Consider the following 17,589-nt stretch of genomic DNA (forward strand, 5'->3'; position numbering starts at 1 on the left):
CTTTAGTCTGTGCTGGGTGAATATTTGCCACCTGAGTGGCTTCTGCCTGTTGATATTAATGAATGACTATTTCTAGTCATGGGTTATACGGTCCGGAGACCTGCTGGAATAATTTTCCTAAGCACGGGGTATTATTGCAAGGCTATGGTGTCAGTTGAGGGATATTAGAGGAGTTAGTGATTTTATAATGGAGTGTCAATTATGTGGAAATTATTTGAACCACCCAGGCATAAAGAAAAAATCTCCGATAAGAAAATTGATAGCGAATACAAAAAAATGCGCTTTCAATTATTTATCGGTATATTTCTTGGTTATGCTGGTTATTATTTTGTACGGAATAATTTTGCGTTGGCTGAACCACATCTTATTCGGCAGGGATTTTCTCATGCCGATGTGGGAATTGCATTATCTGCAGTTGGGATCGCATACGGACTGTCGAAATTTTTTATGGGTAACATTTCTGACCGAGCCAATGCCAGAATATTCCTCCCATTTGGTTTGCTGTTGTCTGGTCTTGTCATGTTATTCATGGGGTTTGTCCCATGGGCTATGTCAAGTGTTACAGTGATGTTCATTTTGCTGTTTATTAATGGCTGGTTGCAGGGAATGGGATGGCCACCTTGTGGACGAGTTATGGTTCACTGGTGGACGAAGAAAGAGCGAGGGCGAATTGTAGCTGTGTGGAACTGCGCACATAATGTTGGTGGTGCCGTTCCTTCCCTGCTATTTATTTTGGGAATGTGGTGGTTAAAAGATTGGCGATCTGCTATCTACCTTCCTGCATTTGCAGCCATTGTGCTGTCAGTTATTGCTTTCATACTGGTGCGTGATACTCCACAGTCCTGTGGACTACCTTCGGTAGAGGAATGGAAAAACGAATACCCTGAAGATTACGATGCTAAAAGAGATGAGGAAGAATTCAGTGCCAGAGATATCTTCGTTACTTATGTTCTGAAAAACAAAGCATTATGGTTGATTGCATTTGCAAATATTTTCGTTTATCTGATGCGATATGGGATACTAAACTGGTCCCCCGCATACTTACAGGAAGTTAAGCATTTCACAGTAACACAGTCGTCTCTGGCCTATGCTTATTTTGAATACGCAGGTATCCCCGGCACTATAATTTGTGGCTGGGTATCAGATAAAATCTTTAAAACAAATAGAGGAGCTGCTGGTGTAGTATTTATGATTTTAGTCCTTATCTGCACGATTATTTATTGGATTAACCCCCCGGGCCACTATGGTATAGATGTTGCGTGTATTACAGCAGAAGGGTTCCTAATTTATGGGCCTGTAATGCTGATTGGTTTACATGCGTTAGAGCTTGTTCCTAAAAAAGCTGCTGGTACTGCGGCAGGATTTACTGGGCTATTCGGTTATTTAGGTGGTTCTACTGCTGCGAACGCTATCGTAGGTATAATGGTCGATCATTTTGGCTGGAATGGTGGTTTTTTAACAATGATAATAGGTTGTATCATTGCAATTATTCTACTTGCGTGGACCATGTTGATTGAGAAAAAACATCATCTAGAAATCCAGAAGAAAGAAACCGAATTGTTAGCACCAAGGGGAATTTAATAAAGCATAAGGTATAATATTTATGAAAAAGAAAACGCTAGGCATTTTAATAACACTGTTTTTACCTACAATGTTGTTAGCGCAAGAGGGTATTGCCAAAAATGAAATAGCATATAAAAAAACACAACTTAATCATAAGATTTTAGTTGTAGGACATCGTGGTTATCCGGGTATAATGCCTGAAGAAACACGACCTTCTTATGAATCTGCGGCAACAAATGGTGCCGATTACCTTGAACTTGATTTACACATGACTAAGGATTGTCAACTAATCGCACGTCATAATCCCTGGATGAAGGACAACACAAACGTTGAGCAAGTTGCTAAAACTAATCCAGAGGTTGCCAAAAGGATAAGAACTACTCCAGGTCGTTTTGTAACTATAAAATGGCAGCGTGAAGATAAAGATCATGGGCCTGATAAATATTTAACTGATTTAGTTGACCCTAAAGATTATAAATCACGCCTAAAAGCATTGGTAGTAGATGGTGAAGATCACACCAATGATTGGTCTGTTAGTGACTTTACTCTTAAAGAATTAAAAGATTGGATCGGTGGTACATCATTTGATGCTGCTGCCGATAGACCATCTTCTTTAAATGGTAAATTCCCAATTTTAACTTTCCAGGAAGTTATTGATATAGCCAAAGAGGAAACAAAACGTACAGGACGTACAATTGGTATATATCCTGAATCAAAAAATCCAATTTGGAATAATGGTCAGGCTATAGCAAATGGTTGCGGGGCATTGGGTTCACACCCATTTGAAGATTCAATATTGAAAGTCATTGAAAAGAATGGATTGAACTCAAAAGAATCCCCCATTATTGTGCAAAGCTTTGATCCCCAAAGTTTAAAATATATGAGATCTAAAGGATTAAAGACCAAGGTTATTCAGTTAATGGATGGTAATGATGTGGATTATTACACGGGGAAAGTCATTTACAATACCAATAACTATCTCACGTTTGTGTCTGGCCGTCCATATAGTTGGACTGTTGCAGGTAAGCCTGATTATTTCGGCAGTATGTTGACACCTGCAGGATTAAATGAGGTTGCTACATACGCTGATATTATTGGGCCATGGAAAATGGAAATCATGACATTTCTTAATACTAAAAAACAAGGCGCTCGGAATGATATTAATTTAGTGGATTTAGTCAGGCCAAATCAAGTAATTGCTGATGCGCATAAATTAGGATTGTCAGTGCATCCATTTACGTTCAGGAATGAAAAACAGTATTTGGCAGGAGTTTACCATAACCAACCGATTAATGAATATCTTGACTTTTATGAGGCTGGCGTCGACGGCGTGTTCACTGACTATACCGGGACCGCAATAGATGCGCGTAGTATATTTGAGGGTTCTATAAAGTTGAACTCATCTATGGATACTTCAGGGCTGAATAAATTATGATAATTGACAATTAAATTTGGTCGAGAAGTAGAAATCGCCCCTGAAGCTTAAAGGTTGGAGTCAGAAAACTGAATCGGCAGGGTAGTAGATTACTGAACCTGTTACAATGAAGGGCATTTTAGACAATGGTTATATATTTGTCCTGGCTACGGGGCGATACTATTATCGTCTTTATTCATAATAAAGCCTCCGTTTTATGTTAGTTGTCCTCCGGATGCTTCGGACATTGGATGCCCGTAACATCTGGAGGCTGCGATTACGGGTAGCAACGAACCCGCTAATTTTGCGGTGGTATTTTTGATGTACTGGTCTGTTTGAGTACTTGCCCATTCTGGCCCGTTACGATGCCCGGAATGACCGGAAAATTCATTCAGTAAATGAAGAAGATACGCAATCAATGCCGGGCATACTTTTTGCTTCAGTCCAGATGAAGTACTTCTTTCTTTCAGAAATAGGTTGTCCAGAAAGTAGAAACTGGCATCGCCAGTACCAACGCGGGAAGCATACTGGCTACCGGAAAGACCTTGATCCCGGAAATACGCAAGCCAGTAGCCACCATTAGAACCCCACCCACGGCTGAAAAGTCGGCCTGCATGGCGGGCGTGGTCAGGGGCAATATATATATCGCGCTATAGGCGAGAGCTAGCTGGATGATGAGCTGAGGCACGGCAACTAATGCCACGGCGTAACCAAGGGTTGTGGCAAAAATGAGGGCGGTCAGTAAGTCCAGGAATGCCTTCGCAATAAGGATACTCGAGTCCCCCGTCATTCCTTCGTGCATTGCGCCAAAAATACCGGTACCACTGGCACAAAAAAGGACGATGATCGCCACATAGCTTTGTAAAAACTGTGCCTGTGAGCCCTCATCTCCGGGGTCGCTTTTCACGATGAGTTCCACCAGCCCACGAGCTTTCCCGCCCAGGTGGCTTATGCCTTTTTCCAGATAACAGAGCTCGCCCACCAGTGTGCCGAGAAGGACAGAAAGAACCATGACGGGCATATGGCTGACACTTGTCACCAGAACGATCCCCATACACAGGGAGGCCGCGCCAAAAATGAGCGGCATTGAGGTACGTAACCTTTCAGGTAAACGTGAGCTAATAATGGCTCCAGCCATGCCGCCGATCGCGACGGCAGAGCCGTTGAACCATGGGCCTGTAATCATAGCGATTTACTCCTGTTAATCAGGTTGGGAGTTTCACCCCAGCGCGGCAATGCGTCGCAATCAAGGTCAAGTAAACTCAGCGCTCGCGCAACACTATGGGCGATGATGTTTTCAGTGCTAGCGGGACGTGCATACCAGGCTGGCACGGGTGGAAAAATGATGCCACCGGTTTCGGTTACCTGAAGCATGTTACGAAGGTGCCCGGCATGTAGCGGCGTTTCCCGGACCATCAGAACCAGCCGACGGCGCTCTTTCAGGGTCACATCTGCCGCCCGCGCCAGCAAACTGCGGGTAAAACCTGCCGCGACAGCGGCGAGGGTATTCATAGAGCAAGGGGCAATCAACATCCCAGATGTTCTGTACGAACCGCTGGCGATGTCGGCGGCAATATCATCAAAGGGATAAACTACATCAGCCAATCCGTGAACGTCGTCTTCTGACAGCGTGGTTTCCAGACGGCGGTTCAGATGAGCGGCAGGAGAGATCACAACGTGACTTTCAACGTTAAGTTGTCGCAGATAACGCAGAGCCTGCACACCGTATAAAAAACCGGATGCACCACTGATCCCAATGATGATGCGCTTGCGAGGAGAACTTTCTGATGTCGACATTATGTCACCCTCAGTACTTGAAGTTATCCGGGAGAAAACGATCGATCTCGACCTCCATGAATTCGCTGCGACAAAACTGGCTTTTCATTGTGAACGGAACGGTACAGTCGAATATCGTTTTACAGGCGATCCCGTGATCGCGGACGGAGTAGCTAAAAGCCGGGTCTGAGGACGGATCAAGGGGATGGCACCTTACGCCGGGTATGAAGACCGTGCTGATATCACCCTGATAGCGTGTTGTCATTGCCCATATCACGTCATTGAGATCAAAAATATCCACATCGTCATCAACCAGGATTACATGTTTGAGTTCCGAGAATGCGGAGAAGGCCAGTAGGGCAGCCTGACGTTGACGACCTTCATCGTTTGCCAGACGTTTTTTGACCTGTAACACGGCAAGGTATTTTCCGGTTCCGGGTGATGGGCAGTGAACATTCTGCACAAAGCCGGGAAGGGCGCGTTCAACCAGTTGCAGAATACTGGCCTCGGTGGGGATCCCCGCCATATTGGTGTGTTCATCACTGGGACCGATGCAGGTCTGCAGGATCGGGTGGCGGCGGTGGGTGATAGCTTTCACTTTAATAACCGGTACCGCTTGCTGTGCCTGGCCGGTATAGCCGGGGAATTCGGGCATGGCTTTACCACTGTTGGTATTCTGATCTTCCCTGACCCGATAGTTCGGGATGAGTTCCCCCTCGATAACCACTTCGGCGTTCGCAATGGCCCGGGCATTGACAGTCAGACACTGGCACAGCTCGACAGGCTGTTTACGCAGGCTCCCTGCCACTGACAGTTCGTCAAAACCAAGTGGAGTAGTGGGGGGTTCAAAGCAGGCACCGATTTCAATGGCCGGGTCGACACCAATGCTGATCGAGATGGGAAGTGGAGCTCCGTCGTCCTCTGCCTTCTGGCGGAACACATCCAGATGACGACCGGGAACGAAGTACATGGATATTTCATCCTTGCTCTGTACGCACAGGCGATGGATGGTGATGTCATGATCGCCAGTATGTGGGTCGGCGGCGTAGCACATTCCGAGAGTGAAGTAAGGACCGGCATCCTCTGGTGTATTCGTGGGGGCAGGGAGGATGTTCAGGATGTTGAAATCCGGATCGGATGCCAGATGGACCACTTCCTGGCAGACGGCATTCTCCTGCGGAATAACGACAGGACTTATCGGGGTGCTCACTGCGTCTTTCAGCAAAAAGGCCAGCTTATCCGGTGTGGTATCCAGCAGTCGGGCCACGCGTTTTCGCGAGGCGAGAAGGCCAATCAGTACACGCATATCGGTATAGCCTTTGATCTGGTTAAAGAGCATGGCTGGACCGATACGGGTTGGCCGCATGACAGTACCGTGTGCTCCTACGTAGCGGTACACCCCCGACAACTCCGCACTTGGGTCAACGGGTTCATCGGTTTCGATAAGCTCATCATCAAAATTGCGCAGTACGGCAAGTGCACTTCGCAGGTCAGTCACTTTTTGTATTTGAGACATTATGTTTTCCTCAGTTAGCCACCGGGAGACAGCAAGCCCGACGTGCTTATATCTTCATCCTGCAGGTAATGACAGGATGAGCCGTTACATCGCTGACAGTATGTAAGGCAACAGAAATACCCGTCTAATCACATTAACAACGTTTTTAATGTGGGATTGTTATTGAAAAATAGTGACTGGAGAAAAGGGTGGACTATCGGTATTGGCACGCATTTGTAGTGCTTGCCAGAGAGCTGCATTTTGGAAAAGCTGCACTGAGACTCAACATCACACAGCCAGCCTTAAGCCGCCAGATTAGGGTGCTGGAAGATCAGCTTGGCATGGCGCTATTTACACGCGATCGCCGTCATGTGGCGCTTACTGTGGAAGGAAGTCAGCTTGCTGAGGAGGCGCGGAGCGCTGTCAGTCATTACGAAAAACTGCTGAACCGCGCGAATAGCCTCCGAAAAGGGTATAAAGGCCAGCTCATACTAGGTTATGTCGGATCCTCAATTCTTGATCCCGCCCTGACACGGTTAATCTCCTGTTTTCGTGATACTAAGCCAGAGGTTGAGATTGTTATTGAGGAACATAACGTTGACGATCAGCTCACCCTTCTGCTCGACCATCAGTTGGATATGGGTCTGCTCCGATCGCCTGTTCCACATTTTTCCACTCTGGACTACGTAGATATCGTCACCAGAACACTTATCGCCGCTGTGCCGCATACCCATCCCCAGGCAGGTGCCGGTAGAATCGCGCTGGAGACGCTGTCCGGGGATACATTTATGATTCAGAAGGATCCGCCCGGAGTCGGACTCGGTTGGTCTGCATTACATGCCTGTGAGATGGCAAGGTTTGTCCCGCCAAAAATACATTTTACCCGCGATGTTGCGGTGGCTATTGGTATGGTGTCGCTGGGCATAGGAGTCACGCTGGTGCCGGAAACTCAGCGTTCTGTAACGTTGCCGAATGTCTGTTACTGCCTGTTGCACGATCCCAGGGCTACAACGACCTTAACGCTTTGCTGGCCGAAATTCAGGAAAAGCAAAGAACTGATCGAATTTGTCCGCACTTTAACGCTCGATTGAATCTCAAGACTACCTTGTCTCATTGCTGATGCGCTCCTGTCGAAAACAGTCTTTTTTATGACCCTGGTTTTACGTGAGCAGGATAAGCTTTCATAACTGATGCTGAGAGTCTGTATGACGACGGCACAGAACGCAGAACAGCAAAAAGCCCGCTTAAGTTTCCTTAAGCGGGCTTTTCTAAATATGGCTCCTCTGACTGGACTCGAACCAGTGACATACGGATTAACAGTCCGCCGTTCTACCGACTGAACTACAGAGGAATCGTGTGAACGGGGCGCATATTATCGATGACGCCCCCCTTTGTCAAAGGCCGAATGCGCGCTTTTGTACTGACTGCTGACTATTTCAGCAAAAAGCATGCAATGGCTGGTTTTTTCACCATTTTGCACCCGGCTGGTGCAGGAATACCTCCAGTGGGGCATAGCAGAAGACTAATACTTCACCCCTAAATCATCAGAATCCCTAATTCCCGGCACCTGCGGCATGTTGGCAAAGCTGGCAAGCATATTGCAAAACCCCTGCACACCGCTTCTGGTGGCACCGCAAACTTGCACAGGGGGCAAAATGAACTTAAGACGACTGAAGTACTTCGTGAAAATCGTCGATATCGGTAGTCTGACTCAGGCCGCAGAAGTGCTGCACATCGCGCAGCCCGCGCTGAGCCAGCAGGTGGCAACCCTTGAGGGTGAAATGAACCAGCAGTTGCTCATCCGTACCAAGCGCGGCGTCACGCCAACCGATGCCGGGAAAATCCTCTATACCCATGCGCGCACTATTCTTCGCCAGTGCGAGCAGGCGCAGCTGGCGGTAGGGAACGTTGGTCAGACCCTCAGCGGGCAGGTGTCGATTGGTCTGGCGCCTGGCACGGCGGCCTCGTCCATCACTATGCCGCTGCTGCAGGCGGTGCGCAAAGAGCTGCCGGAGGTACTGGTCTATTTACATGAAAACAGCGGTGCCGCGCTCAACGATAAACTGCTCTGTGGCCAGCTGGATATGGCGGTGCTGTACGACCGTGCGCCGATGGCGGGGATCGTCAGCCAACCGCTGCTGAAAGAGGATTTATATCTTGTCGGCACCCGCGATTGCCCGGGACCGAGCGTCGATTTAGTGGCGGTCGCGGAACTTAATCTGTTCCTGCCGCGCGACTACAGTGCGGTGCGCGCCCGCGTTGACGAGGCGTTCTCGCTGCGCCGGCTGACGGCAAAAGTGACCGGCGAGATTGAATCGCTATCGACGCTGACGGCGGCCATTGCCAGCGGAATGGGCGTGACGGTACTTCCGGAGTCTGCTGCCCGGGCCCTGTGTGCCGCCGCTAACGGCTGGATGGCGCGGATCACCACGCCGTCGATGAACCTGCCGCTGTCGCTCAATATGTCGGCGCGCGGGCAGTTAACGCCGCAGGCGCAGGCGGTGAAGGAAATTCTGCTGTCGCTGGTCAGCCGCCCGCAGCTCGAGAACCGCGAACTGCTGCTTGCCAGCTAGGCTATATTCCACAACGGAATAAGATGCTGGTTTTTATTATTTGTTCGCCGGGAGCGCAGACTTTAACAATAGCGGTATGTCTGATGGTCCCGGAGGAAAGGTGAATTTCCAGCAACTTAAAATAATCCGCGAGGCAGCGCGGCAGGATTACAACCTGACAGAAGTCGCCAACATGCTCTATACGTCGCAGTCCGGCGTCAGCCGTCATATCCGCGAGCTGGAAGAGGAGCTGGGGATCGAGATTTTCATCCGTCGCGGTAAGCGGCTGCTGGGGATGACCGAGCCGGGTAAAGCGCTGCTGGTGATTGCCGAACGTATCCTCAACGAGGCGAGCAACGTGCGTCGCCTGGCGGATCTGTTCACCAACGACGCCAGCGGCGTGCTGACCATCGCCACTACCCATACCCAGGCGCGCTATAGTCTGCCGCCGGTTATCAAGGCTTTTCGCGAACTTTACAGCGACGTGCGTCTGGAGCTTATCCAGGGCACGCCGCAGGAGATTGAAACCCTGCTGCGTAACGGCGGAGCCGATATCGGCATCGCCAGCGAGCGGCTCAGCAACGATCCGCTGCTGGCGGCGTTCCCGTGGTTCCGCTGGTCGCACAGCCTGCTGGTGCCGGAGCACCATCCGCTGACGCAGGCCAATCCGCTGACGCTTGAAGCCATCGCCCGCTGGCCGCTGATTACCTACCGCCAGGGGATAACCGGTCGTTCGCGCATCGACGAGGCCTTTAATCGTAAAGGGCTGGTGGCGGATATCGTGCTGAGCGCCCAGGACTCCGATGTGATTAAAACCTACGTGGAGCTGGGGCTGGGGATTGGTCTGGTGGCAGAACAGTCCGCCGACGAGCAGGAAACCGGTACGTTTACCCGCCTCGACACCCGGCATTTATTCGATGCCAACACCGTCTGGCTGGGGCTAAAACGCGGTCAGTTACAACGTAACTATGTCTGGCGCTTTATCGAACTGTGCAACGCCGGGCTGTCGCTTGAGGAGATTAAACGTCAGGCGATGGAGACGGATGAGACGGTGATTGATTATCAGATTTAAACAAAAGCCTGCCGTTGAGCAGGCTTTTTTGTCGCTACTCCTGCGCCGCATCATGCTGTTGATACACATGCTGGCGCGTATATTGAATAACAATCGGCGACAGTATCGCCAGCGCAATCACGTTCGGTATCACCATCAGGCCGTTAAAGGTATCGGCCATATTCCATATCAGGTCGACCCTGAAAACGGAGGAGGCAAAGAGGGCAAAAACCATCAGAAACTGGAAGATCCGCAGCGCCCGCATCGAGCCGAACAGGTAGCGCACGTTGGTTTCGGCGTAGTAGTACCAGCCTATTATTGTTGAGAAGGCGAAGAACATCAGCGAGATAGAAATAAATACCCCGCCCCAGTAGCCAAAAATGAGTTCATAAGCGTACTGCGTTACCGCAATCCCGGTGCCGTTTTTGCCCATGAAATTTAAAAACTCCGAGATGGGCAGGCCATTGAGGTTGAGCATTTTCAGGCCGGTACTGATGATGGCAAGCCCGGTCAGGGTCACGATAACGCAGACGGTGAAAACGCCGGTCATGGCGATAAGCGCCTGGTCTTCCGGGTTTTTCACCTTGGCCACCGCGTGCGCGTGCGGCGTTGACCCCATCCCCGCCTCGTTGGAAAAGAGACCACGGGCAATACCGAAACGGGCAGCCTGCTGAATGGAAACCCCCACGGCACCACCGAGCGCCGCCTGCGGGTTAAACGCGGCGACAAAAATCAGATGCAGCGCCGGGAAGATGTAATCGTAGTTAATCACCAGAATCAGCACCGCGCCGATGATATACACCGAGGCCTTCAGCGGAACCAGCTTCTCGTTCAGCGCCGCGATATAGTGCAGACCGCCGATCACGACCAGCCCAACCAGGATGGCGATAGCAAGGCCCACCACCCAGTTGCTGATACCGAACGACAGGTGGAAGGCGTTAGCGATGGAGTTAGACTGCACCATATTGCCGACCAGTCCCAGCGCCAGAATATTCAGCACCGCGAAAATCGCCGCCAGCCATTTGCAGTTGAGCCCTTTCTCAATGTAGTAAGCCGGGCCGCCAACGGCCTGGCCGTTGCGATCGGTGGTTTTATATTTTTGCGCCAGAATGGCTTCGGCATAGATGGTGGACATGCCGAGGAAGGAAGAGACCCACATCCAGAAAATAGCGCCAGGGCCACCGGCCATAATTGCCGTCGCCGGGCCGGCGAGGTTACCGGTCCCGACCTGGCCCGCCACGGCGGTCGCTATCGCCTGGAAAGAACTCATTCCCGCCTTGCCCGCCTTTTCACCGGAAAGCGATACGCCGCGAAATAGCATCAAGATCCCGGTTTTAAAGCGCAGGATCTGAATGCATTTCAGCTTTACGGTGTAATAGATACCAATGCCGCAGAGCAGGATAATTAACAGGTAATCCCATAGTATTTTATTCAGAACGTTCACAATGACTTCAAGCGAGTGCATAGGGAAATCTCCGAGTCAGGTTTACGAGTCATGCAGACGATTTTTCCTGACAGCGTTTTCTCTCAGGCGCGAAGAGCAGAGTCTCTGCATCCTGAGGAAACAGGTCGCATGCTTTTTATGCTGAAGGATGACTAATGATGAGAGGTAATAGCGTATGACAGGGGAATATACCCGGAGCAGTGCAGGTGTTATCAGGACCGTTCCACAGTCCGTCGATTTCGGTCATTTATTGCTGTAAATATGGCCCGCCCGAGTGGTGATATTCAAAGTTTTTCCCCTTGAAGAGATGGCAATAGTGTTAACAAACATAGCGCAGGATAAAGTGTTACGACTGTGATCGTTTTCATATTTATACTTTTACTCGCCACGGCGCGAGAGAAAGTGGATAAGTTTAATTAATCATTACTGGCAACTAACTGGTTATTACTGAGTTTTAATCAGAAATTATTGGCAACATGCTAATTATTTGAATTTGAAGTGTGTTATCCGTTTGTAGAGTCGGTTTGGCCGGTTGTTCACCAATGTGTAACATCCGCAGGGTTTCTCAAAGTCTGTCCGTGATCCCTCTCACAAGATTTTACGGATTATTTATTCTAATGCGATAGTTGTGTGGCGATCACAAAAATCACACCCGCATTAACCTATTTTAATGGCGTACCAAATATGACTGAACCTAACCGCGACTTTCATTCAGGAGCGTACGCCATGTTATATTTCTTCACATTCAGAGCCGCCAGACTTTATCGTTGACCTCTCTCTTTCTGCTGCGGCGCAGCATGTCATCCAGTTTTACTCCGGCGAGTTTTTCTCTGGAAAAATAGTTACGCCAAAAATTTAATAATGACATCGCTTACCTCCGTCGTCCGTCACTGGACTGGCTGCGCCGTGCCCACGTTTTTCATTCACCTCTTTCCCGTGAGGGAGCATTGCTATGAATAATAATGAATACGATGTGCTTATTATCGGCGGCGGCCCCGGTGGATTAAGCGCCGCGCTTTATTCTGCCCGAGCCAGATTAAAAACAGCGGTGGTTGAGGAAAAACGCAGGCCAGGCGGGCAATGTGCAACCACCTCTGAGCTGGAAAACTATCCGGGAATAATAAAAGACAGCGGTTCGGCGCTGATGGATAAATTTGCAGAGCACGCTTGCCACTTCGGCGCTGAGATAATCCGCGGCCGCGTACAGTCGCTGACCCTGAGCGATGACGGGATGCATAAAACCGTGCAACTGAAAGATGGCACAACGCTCACGGCGAAAAGCGTGATTATTGCGACAGGCACCCGTCCGCGCGTGCTGGGCATCACCGGTGAAAAAGAGTTTGCCGGGCGCGGGGTGTCGTACTGCGCGACCTGCGATGCGGATTTCTATACCGAGCTTGACGTGGTGGTGGTGGGTTCCGGCAACACGGCGGTGGAAGAATCCGTTTTCCTGACCCGCTATGTCAACTCGCTCACCATGGTGGTTATTCACGATGAAGGCCACCTTGATGCCGACCGGATCGCCCGCGAGCAGGCCTTCGCCAATGACAAAATCACTTTTCTCTGGAACAGCACCGTAACCGCGATCGTTGGCGATGACCTGGTGGAAGCCGTCGACATCAAAAACGTCAAAACCGGCGAATGTTCACGCCTGCCCACCAACGGGGTGTTTATGTTTGTCGGCACCGTGCCGCAAACCGACTGGCTGGCGCCGCTGAAAGACGCGCTGCCGCTCAACAACGCGGGCTATATCGAGGTGAACGCTCAGCAGGAGACGCGGCTTCCCGGCGTGTTTGCCGTGGGCGATGTGTGCAATAAGTTCCTGCGCCAGGTGGTCACCGCCGCCGGAGACGGCGCTTCTGCCGCCGTGGCGGCCAGCCAGTATCTCGAACAGGAGGCCTTCTGGCAGCAGCATGTGCTTGATAACGAGGCCAAAACCCTGGTGCTGTTCTGGTCGCCCACCGCGCCGCAGAGCGTCCAGCTGATGACCCAGCTTGAGCACGAAGCCAGCACGCATCCTGACTGGCGCTTTGTGCCGGTCGATTCCTATAAAAACCAGCGGCTGGCGGTGCGCTACGGCGTGACCGAGCTGCCGACGCTGCTGTGCCTGCAGGATGGCGCAGAAGTGCGGCGACTCAGGCAGCCCGATGAATCGTTAACTGAGGCCATTTTTGCGGAGTAAAACCGATGATTGAACTCAATAAAGACAATTTCGACGCCGCCATCGCCCAGGGCGTGGTGCTGGTGGATTTCTGGAGCGAAAGCTGTGAGCGCTGCATGGAGCTGATGCCGGAAATCCATCAACTGGCCGACGCCTATCGCGGAAAAGTGACGTTCTGCAGCCTGAATATTCAGGGCAACCGTCGGCTGGCGATGGCACAAAAGGTGATGGGGCTACCGTCGATTGTTATCTGGCGCAACGGTGAGCGGGTGGCGCACCTGAGCGGTGAAACGCTCGATAGCGAACAGATTCGTGAGGCGCTGGAAGCCCAGCTGCACAGCGTGGCGTAAAGCATTTTTTTACCCTAAGGAGGGCGTTATGGATCTCAGCAGTAAAAAAATCATCATTCTCGGCGACAGGGATGGTGTGCCTGGCCCCGCAATAGAGGAGTGCATGCGCTCCGCCGGGGCAGAGGTGGTGTTCAGCACAACCGAGTGTTTTGTCTGAACAAGCGCCGGAGCGATGGACCTCGAAAATCAGCGCCGCGTGCTCGCATTGACAGAAAAATATCCACCGAAGGACCTGATTGTGGTTCTCGGGGGATCGGAAGCCGAAGCTTCCGGCCTGGCATGTGAGACCGTGACTAACGGCGATCCGACTTTCGCAGGACCTCTGGCCGGAGTCCAGTTGGGACTCCAGTGTTATCACATCGTCGAAGACGAGATGAAGCAGGCGGTTGATGCAGAAGTGTATCAGCAGCAGGTAGGCATGATGGAGATGGTGCTGGATGTTGAAGCCATTTCCGGGGAAGTGCGCCAATACCGTGAGAGCTACTGTCATTACCTGAATCAGTGATTGAGTCTCCGGCCAGTCATGGCCGGAGGTATCTCAAGGAGGAACTATGGGAAAAGCAGTGATACGGCAGACAGGCTATGTCCTGGCGCATGCCCCGGATGTGTTGATGTGGCAGGGTGCAGCCGCACAGCAAACCCGTCGGCAACACCCGGATGAGCCCTGGCTCGCCGCCATTCCTGACCACCTCAGGACCTTTGACCAGGCGGTGAACTACCCGCCGAACCAGTGTTACATCGGCAATATCAGCCCCGGCGAGCTCGAGGCTATTCCCAGACCCTGGCTACAGTCCGACTACCGTGGCAGCGCCAGCGCCCCCTGGGGGGAAATCTACAGTGAAACCATCCTCTATGCGCTGCTGTGCTACGTGGATGCGTTTGAATTAACCGCCTGGCAGGCGTCGTTCGTCGGTGAAATGCAAAACCAGCTCAGCGACCATCCGAAGCTCTCGCAGCGCGCGCTGCTGGAGAAGGTGGTGACGATGAGCGATGAGGCGCTGGCCCAGCAGGTGGCTGAACATGCTGAACCGCTATGGATCGGCAAGCGGCTGGTGGGCTGCGTGAAAGCGGCCCACGACCTGGATATCAATCTCTCTGCGCACGTGATGCTGGAAAATCTGGTCACCAAAGCCAGTGCGGTACTGGCGGGCTGGCAGTTTTCCGACAGCCAGCTGGCGCAGGTGGAGTACGTGATTGAGTGCTCCGAAGAGGCGATTGGCGATGTTAACCAACGCGGCGGCGGTAACCTCGCGAAGGCGGTGGCGGAAAGTTTGCGCTGCAGCCAGGCGACGGGCATCGATATGCGCGGTTTTTGCGCCGGGCCGGCGCATGCGCTGGTGAATGCGGCGGCGCTGGTGCAAAGCGGCGTCTATAAAAACGTGCTGGTGCTGGCGGGTGGCTCCGTCGCCAAGCTCGGAATGAACGGACGTGATCACATCAAGCACGGTCTGCCGCTGCTGGAAGATATGCTCGGCGGTTTTGCGCTGCTGATTAGCGAAGACGATGGCGTCAGTCCGCTGGTGAATACCCACGTGACCGGGCGACACACGGTGGGTACCGGCTCTTCGCCGCAGGCGGTGATGGCCTCGCTTATCTCGCAGCCGTTGAAAGCCGCAGGGATGACGACCGCCGATGTCGATAAGTTCAGCGTCGAGCTGCAGAACCCTGAAATCACCCAACCCGCCGGGGCGGGCAACGTACCGGAATCGAACTACAAGATGATTGCGGCATTGAGCGTGATGGAAGGGTGGCTGGAACGCAGCGAGCTTGCTGCATTTGTCGCGAAACGCGGAATGCCGGGATTTGCACCCACTCAGGGACATATTCCCTCCGGGATACCGTTTATCGGCCACGGTCTGCGCGCCATCGCCGATAAGTCGATTAACAACTTTATGGTGGTCGGCAAGGGCAGCCTGTTCCTCGGGCGCATGACCAGTCAGTTTGATGGCATCAGCGTGCTGGTCGAGCGTAATCCGGGCAAACAGGTACCTGCATCGCAGGAAGAAAACGCGTTCGGCAACGCCGCGTTGAGACCGAGAATTGCCTTTACCGCGCTGGGCAGCGAGCTGCCCGTCGACGTGTTGCTGGCGGCGGCAGAGCAGGCGGCGGATGCGCTGATCCCGGTCATTATCGGCCCCGTCGGGCTGCCCGGTTACCCGCATCTTCCGACGGAGAGTCTGGCGGCGGCGCAGCGGATCATGGAGCAACAGCTGGCGTCCGGCGAGGTGGAGGGGGCGGTTACGCTGCACTACAACTTCCCGCTCGGCGTGGCGACGGTGGCGCAGGTGTTTTCTGCGGCAACCGGCCGTCAGATGGTGCTGGCAAGCACCACCGGCAGTAGCGATATCCACCCGCCGGTGGCGATGATGCGCAACGCGGTGGCGGGCCTGGCAATGGCGGATGCGCTGGGCATTCGTGAGGCGAGCGTCGGGATCCTCAACACCGACGGCGCGACCTCAGCGAAGCGCCTGCTGGAACGGCTGCGCGACGCGGGATACCCGCTTCGTTTCGCCAGCTCCGGGCGTGCCGACGGCGGGGCGCTGATGCGCGGTAACGATCTTATCCGCGCGACGCCGGACGTCATGGTCTGCGACACGCTGACCGGCAACCTGCTGATCAAACTTTTCAGCGCCGGTCAAAGCGGGGGTGAGACGGAGACGCTCGGCAGCGGTTACGGCATTGGCCTTGGGGCCGATCAGAAAACGGCGATTGGCATTATCTCCCGTGCCAGCGGCCCGGCGACTATCAGCAACGCGCTGCGCTTCTGTGCGCTGATGGCGAAGCGGCAGCTTATGAGCTGCTGGCAGCATCACTGGAAGCAGGCCTGCGCCTGCGGCATCGACGAAATACTCCGCGAGGGAACGCCTGGCGTTGCGCCGCAGAGTGCGCCAACGGAAGCGGTAAGCCCGCCGAAAACGGTGCTCGACGATGAGATCCACGGCATCGATATCCTGCAGCTGGAGGACGCGAAGCTGTGCCTGTGGCAGGCCGGGATATATGCCGAAACGGGTATGGGGTGCACCGGCCCGGTGTTGATGATTAACCAGCAGCAGCGTGCCGAAGCACTGACGCACCTGCAATCGTATTTGAACTAAGGAGCCAGCCATGAAACTGGAACTTGGCGAAATTCACATTCAACGGTTCTCGTTTGCGGAGGTGTCGTCGCTCAAGGGCGGCCACCTGCAGCTCAGCAAAAGCGAACTGGAGCAGTACATTCGCTCGCTTCATCCACAGATAACCGAAGTAGAGACAGCGATCGTCAATCCCGGCGATTCTGTGCGCATTATGCCGGTGAAAGACGTGATTGAACCGCGTTGCAAACTGGACGGCGGCTGCTGCTTCCCCGGCTTTAACCCCGGTGAAGAAGCGATTGTCGGCAGCGGTAAAACCCTTGCTCTGAAGGGAATTGCCGTGGTGACCACCGGGAAAGTAGTGGGATTCCAGGAGGGGATCATCGATATGAGCGGCCCGGGGGCAGATTACAGCCCTTACTCCGCGCTGCGTAACCTGGTGCTGCGCATTGAGGTGGACGAACACTGCAACCAGTATCAGCACGAAGAGGTGCTGCGCCGGGTCGGGCTGATGACCGCCCGCTGGGTGGCAGACCAGGTCAAAACCGCACCCGCCGAAAGCGTGGCGCATTTTGAAACCCTGCCGCTTGCCGAACAGCTGGCGCAGCACCCGGATCTGCCGTCGGTAGGCTACGTCTACATGCTGCAAAGCCAGGGGCTGCTGCACGATAGCTGGTACTACGGCATCGATGTGAAAAAAATGGTGCCGACG

General features: G+C 52.7%; 15 protein-coding genes and 1 tRNA gene. 10 read left to right on the forward strand and 6 right to left on the reverse strand.

Features of this window, described 5'->3' with window-relative positions; genetic code table 11:
• Positions 1 to 201 precede the first annotated feature (201 nt).
• Together glpT and GYRE_RS16240 are read left to right on the forward strand one after the other, a co-directional pair.
• Positions 202 to 1,581, forward strand: coding sequence for a glycerol-3-phosphate transporter (glpT, locus tag GYRE_RS16235; protein ID WP_006820640.1), 1,380 nt, complete (start codon positions 202 to 204; stop codon positions 1,579 to 1,581).
• A gap of 22 nt (positions 1,582 to 1,603) precedes the next feature.
• Positions 1,604 to 2,998: a glycerophosphodiester phosphodiesterase family protein gene (locus tag GYRE_RS16240; RefSeq protein ID WP_038256658.1), complete on the forward strand. Its 1,395-nt coding sequence runs from the start codon at positions 1,604 to 1,606 to the stop codon at positions 2,996 to 2,998.
• A 445-nt stretch (positions 2,999 to 3,443) separates the two neighbouring features.
• Here the strand turns inward: GYRE_RS16240 and GYRE_RS16245 are convergent, their stop codons facing one another.
• The 3 genes from GYRE_RS16245 to GYRE_RS16255 are packed head-to-tail and all read right to left on the reverse strand — an operon-like array spanning position 3,444 to position 6,269.
• On the reverse strand, positions 3,444 to 4,163 hold the full coding sequence (locus tag GYRE_RS16245; RefSeq protein ID WP_006820637.1) for a DUF554 domain-containing protein: 720 nt from the start codon (positions 4,161 to 4,163) through the stop codon (positions 3,444 to 3,446).
• Positions 4,160 to 4,774, reverse strand: a complete 615-nt coding sequence (locus GYRE_RS16250) for a UbiX family flavin prenyltransferase (RefSeq protein WP_038256659.1) — start codon at positions 4,772 to 4,774, stop codon at positions 4,160 to 4,162. Before GYRE_RS16250 ends, GYRE_RS16245 begins: the two co-directional genes overlap by 4 nt.
• 10 nt (positions 4,775 to 4,784) lie before the next feature.
• Entirely contained in the window at positions 4,785 to 6,269 is a 1,485-nt protein-coding gene (locus tag GYRE_RS16255) for a UbiD family decarboxylase (protein WP_038256660.1), read from the reverse strand.
• 188 nt (positions 6,270 to 6,457) lie between these two features.
• Between GYRE_RS16255 and GYRE_RS16260 the strand changes: the two genes are divergently transcribed.
• On the forward strand, positions 6,458 to 7,339 hold the full coding sequence (locus GYRE_RS16260; RefSeq protein ID WP_038256664.1) for a LysR substrate-binding domain-containing protein: 882 nt from the start codon (positions 6,458 to 6,460) through the stop codon (positions 7,337 to 7,339).
• A gap of 184 nt (positions 7,340 to 7,523) precedes the next feature.
• Here GYRE_RS16260 and GYRE_RS16265 read toward each other — a convergent pair.
• Positions 7,524 to 7,599, reverse strand: a tRNA-Asn gene (locus GYRE_RS16265).
• 304 nt (positions 7,600 to 7,903) lie between these two features.
• Here GYRE_RS16265 and nac point away from each other — a divergent pair.
• On the forward strand, positions 7,904 to 8,821 hold the full coding sequence (nac, locus tag GYRE_RS16270) for a nitrogen assimilation transcriptional regulator NAC (RefSeq protein WP_038256666.1): 918 nt from the start codon (positions 7,904 to 7,906) through the stop codon (positions 8,819 to 8,821).
• A gap of 100 nt (positions 8,822 to 8,921) precedes the next feature.
• A complete protein-coding gene (gene cbl, locus GYRE_RS16275) occupies positions 8,922 to 9,872 on the forward strand; it encodes an HTH-type transcriptional regulator Cbl (protein WP_038256668.1) in 951 nt (316 codons plus the stop codon).
• A 34-nt stretch (positions 9,873 to 9,906) separates the two neighbouring features.
• Here cbl and GYRE_RS16280 read toward each other — a convergent pair whose 3' ends face one another.
• Together GYRE_RS16280 and GYRE_RS25135 are read right to left on the reverse strand one after the other, a co-directional pair.
• A complete protein-coding gene (locus GYRE_RS16280) occupies positions 9,907 to 11,316 on the reverse strand; it encodes an alanine/glycine:cation symporter family protein (protein ID WP_006820629.1) in 1,410 nt (469 codons plus the stop codon).
• 724 nt (positions 11,317 to 12,040) lie between these two features.
• On the reverse strand, positions 12,041 to 12,163 hold the full coding sequence (locus tag GYRE_RS25135) for a hypothetical protein (RefSeq protein WP_258522009.1): 123 nt from the start codon (positions 12,161 to 12,163) through the stop codon (positions 12,041 to 12,043).
• 84 nt (positions 12,164 to 12,247) lie between these two features.
• On the opposite strand from GYRE_RS25135, the gene GYRE_RS16285 reads away from it, so the two are divergent.
• The 5 genes from GYRE_RS16285 to GYRE_RS16310 all read left to right on the forward strand — a co-directional run.
• The gene (locus tag GYRE_RS16285; protein WP_038256670.1) at positions 12,248 to 13,477 is read left to right on the forward strand and encodes an FAD-dependent oxidoreductase; all 1,230 of its coding nucleotides are present in this window, start codon (positions 12,248 to 12,250) and stop codon (positions 13,475 to 13,477) included.
• 5 nt (positions 13,478 to 13,482) lie between these two features.
• Positions 13,483 to 13,806: a thioredoxin family protein gene (locus GYRE_RS16290; RefSeq protein ID WP_038256672.1), complete on the forward strand. Its 324-nt coding sequence runs from the start codon at positions 13,483 to 13,485 to the stop codon at positions 13,804 to 13,806.
• Positions 13,807 to 13,834: 28 nt separating this feature from the next.
• A complete protein-coding gene (gene grdA, locus GYRE_RS16300; RefSeq protein WP_081874665.1) occupies positions 13,835 to 14,311 on the forward strand; it encodes a glycine/sarcosine/betaine reductase complex selenoprotein A in 477 nt (158 codons plus the stop codon).
• A gap of 46 nt (positions 14,312 to 14,357) precedes the next feature.
• Entirely contained in the window at positions 14,358 to 16,901 is a 2,544-nt protein-coding gene (gene grdC, locus GYRE_RS25030) for a glycine/sarcosine/betaine reductase complex component C subunit beta (protein WP_038256675.1), read from the forward strand.
• A 10-nt stretch (positions 16,902 to 16,911) separates the two neighbouring features.
• Positions 16,912 to 17,589, forward strand: a 678-nt coding sequence (locus GYRE_RS16310; RefSeq protein ID WP_038256676.1) for a glycine/sarcosine/betaine reductase component B subunit, incomplete at its 3' end; no start/stop codon positions are given.

Origin of the sequence: Yokenella regensburgei ATCC 49455 (genome assembly GCF_000735455.1) — a bacterium.
GTDB lineage: Bacteria > Pseudomonadota > Gammaproteobacteria > Enterobacterales > Enterobacteriaceae > Yokenella > Yokenella regensburgei.

Excerpts from the sequence above, each read along its gene's own strand:
- glpT (WP_006820640.1), top strand. The coding sequence starts at position 202 with ATGTGGAAATTATTTGAACCACCCAGGCATAAAGAAAAAATCTCCGAT.
- GYRE_RS16240 (WP_038256658.1), top strand. The coding sequence starts at position 1,604 with ATGAAAAAGAAAACGCTAGGCATTTTAATAACACTGTTTTTACCTACA.
- GYRE_RS16245 (WP_006820637.1), bottom strand. The coding sequence starts at position 4,163 with ATGATTACAGGCCCATGGTTCAACGGCTCTGCCGTCGCGATCGGCGGC.
- GYRE_RS16250 (WP_038256659.1), bottom strand. The coding sequence starts at position 4,774 with ATGTCGACATCAGAAAGTTCTCCTCGCAAGCGCATCATCATTGGGATC.
- GYRE_RS16255 (WP_038256660.1), bottom strand. The coding sequence starts at position 6,269 with ATGTCTCAAATACAAAAAGTGACTGACCTGCGAAGTGCACTTGCCGTA.
- nac (WP_038256666.1), top strand. The coding sequence starts at position 7,904 with ATGAACTTAAGACGACTGAAGTACTTCGTGAAAATCGTCGATATCGGT.
- GYRE_RS16280 (WP_006820629.1), bottom strand. The coding sequence starts at position 11,316 with ATGCACTCGCTTGAAGTCATTGTGAACGTTCTGAATAAAATACTATGG.
- GYRE_RS25135 (WP_258522009.1), bottom strand. The coding sequence starts at position 12,163 with ATGTCATTATTAAATTTTTGGCGTAACTATTTTTCCAGAGAAAAACTC.
- GYRE_RS16285 (WP_038256670.1), top strand. The coding sequence starts at position 12,248 with ATGAATAATAATGAATACGATGTGCTTATTATCGGCGGCGGCCCCGGT.
- GYRE_RS16290 (WP_038256672.1), top strand. The coding sequence starts at position 13,483 with ATGATTGAACTCAATAAAGACAATTTCGACGCCGCCATCGCCCAGGGC.
- grdC (WP_038256675.1), top strand. The coding sequence starts at position 14,358 with ATGGGAAAAGCAGTGATACGGCAGACAGGCTATGTCCTGGCGCATGCC.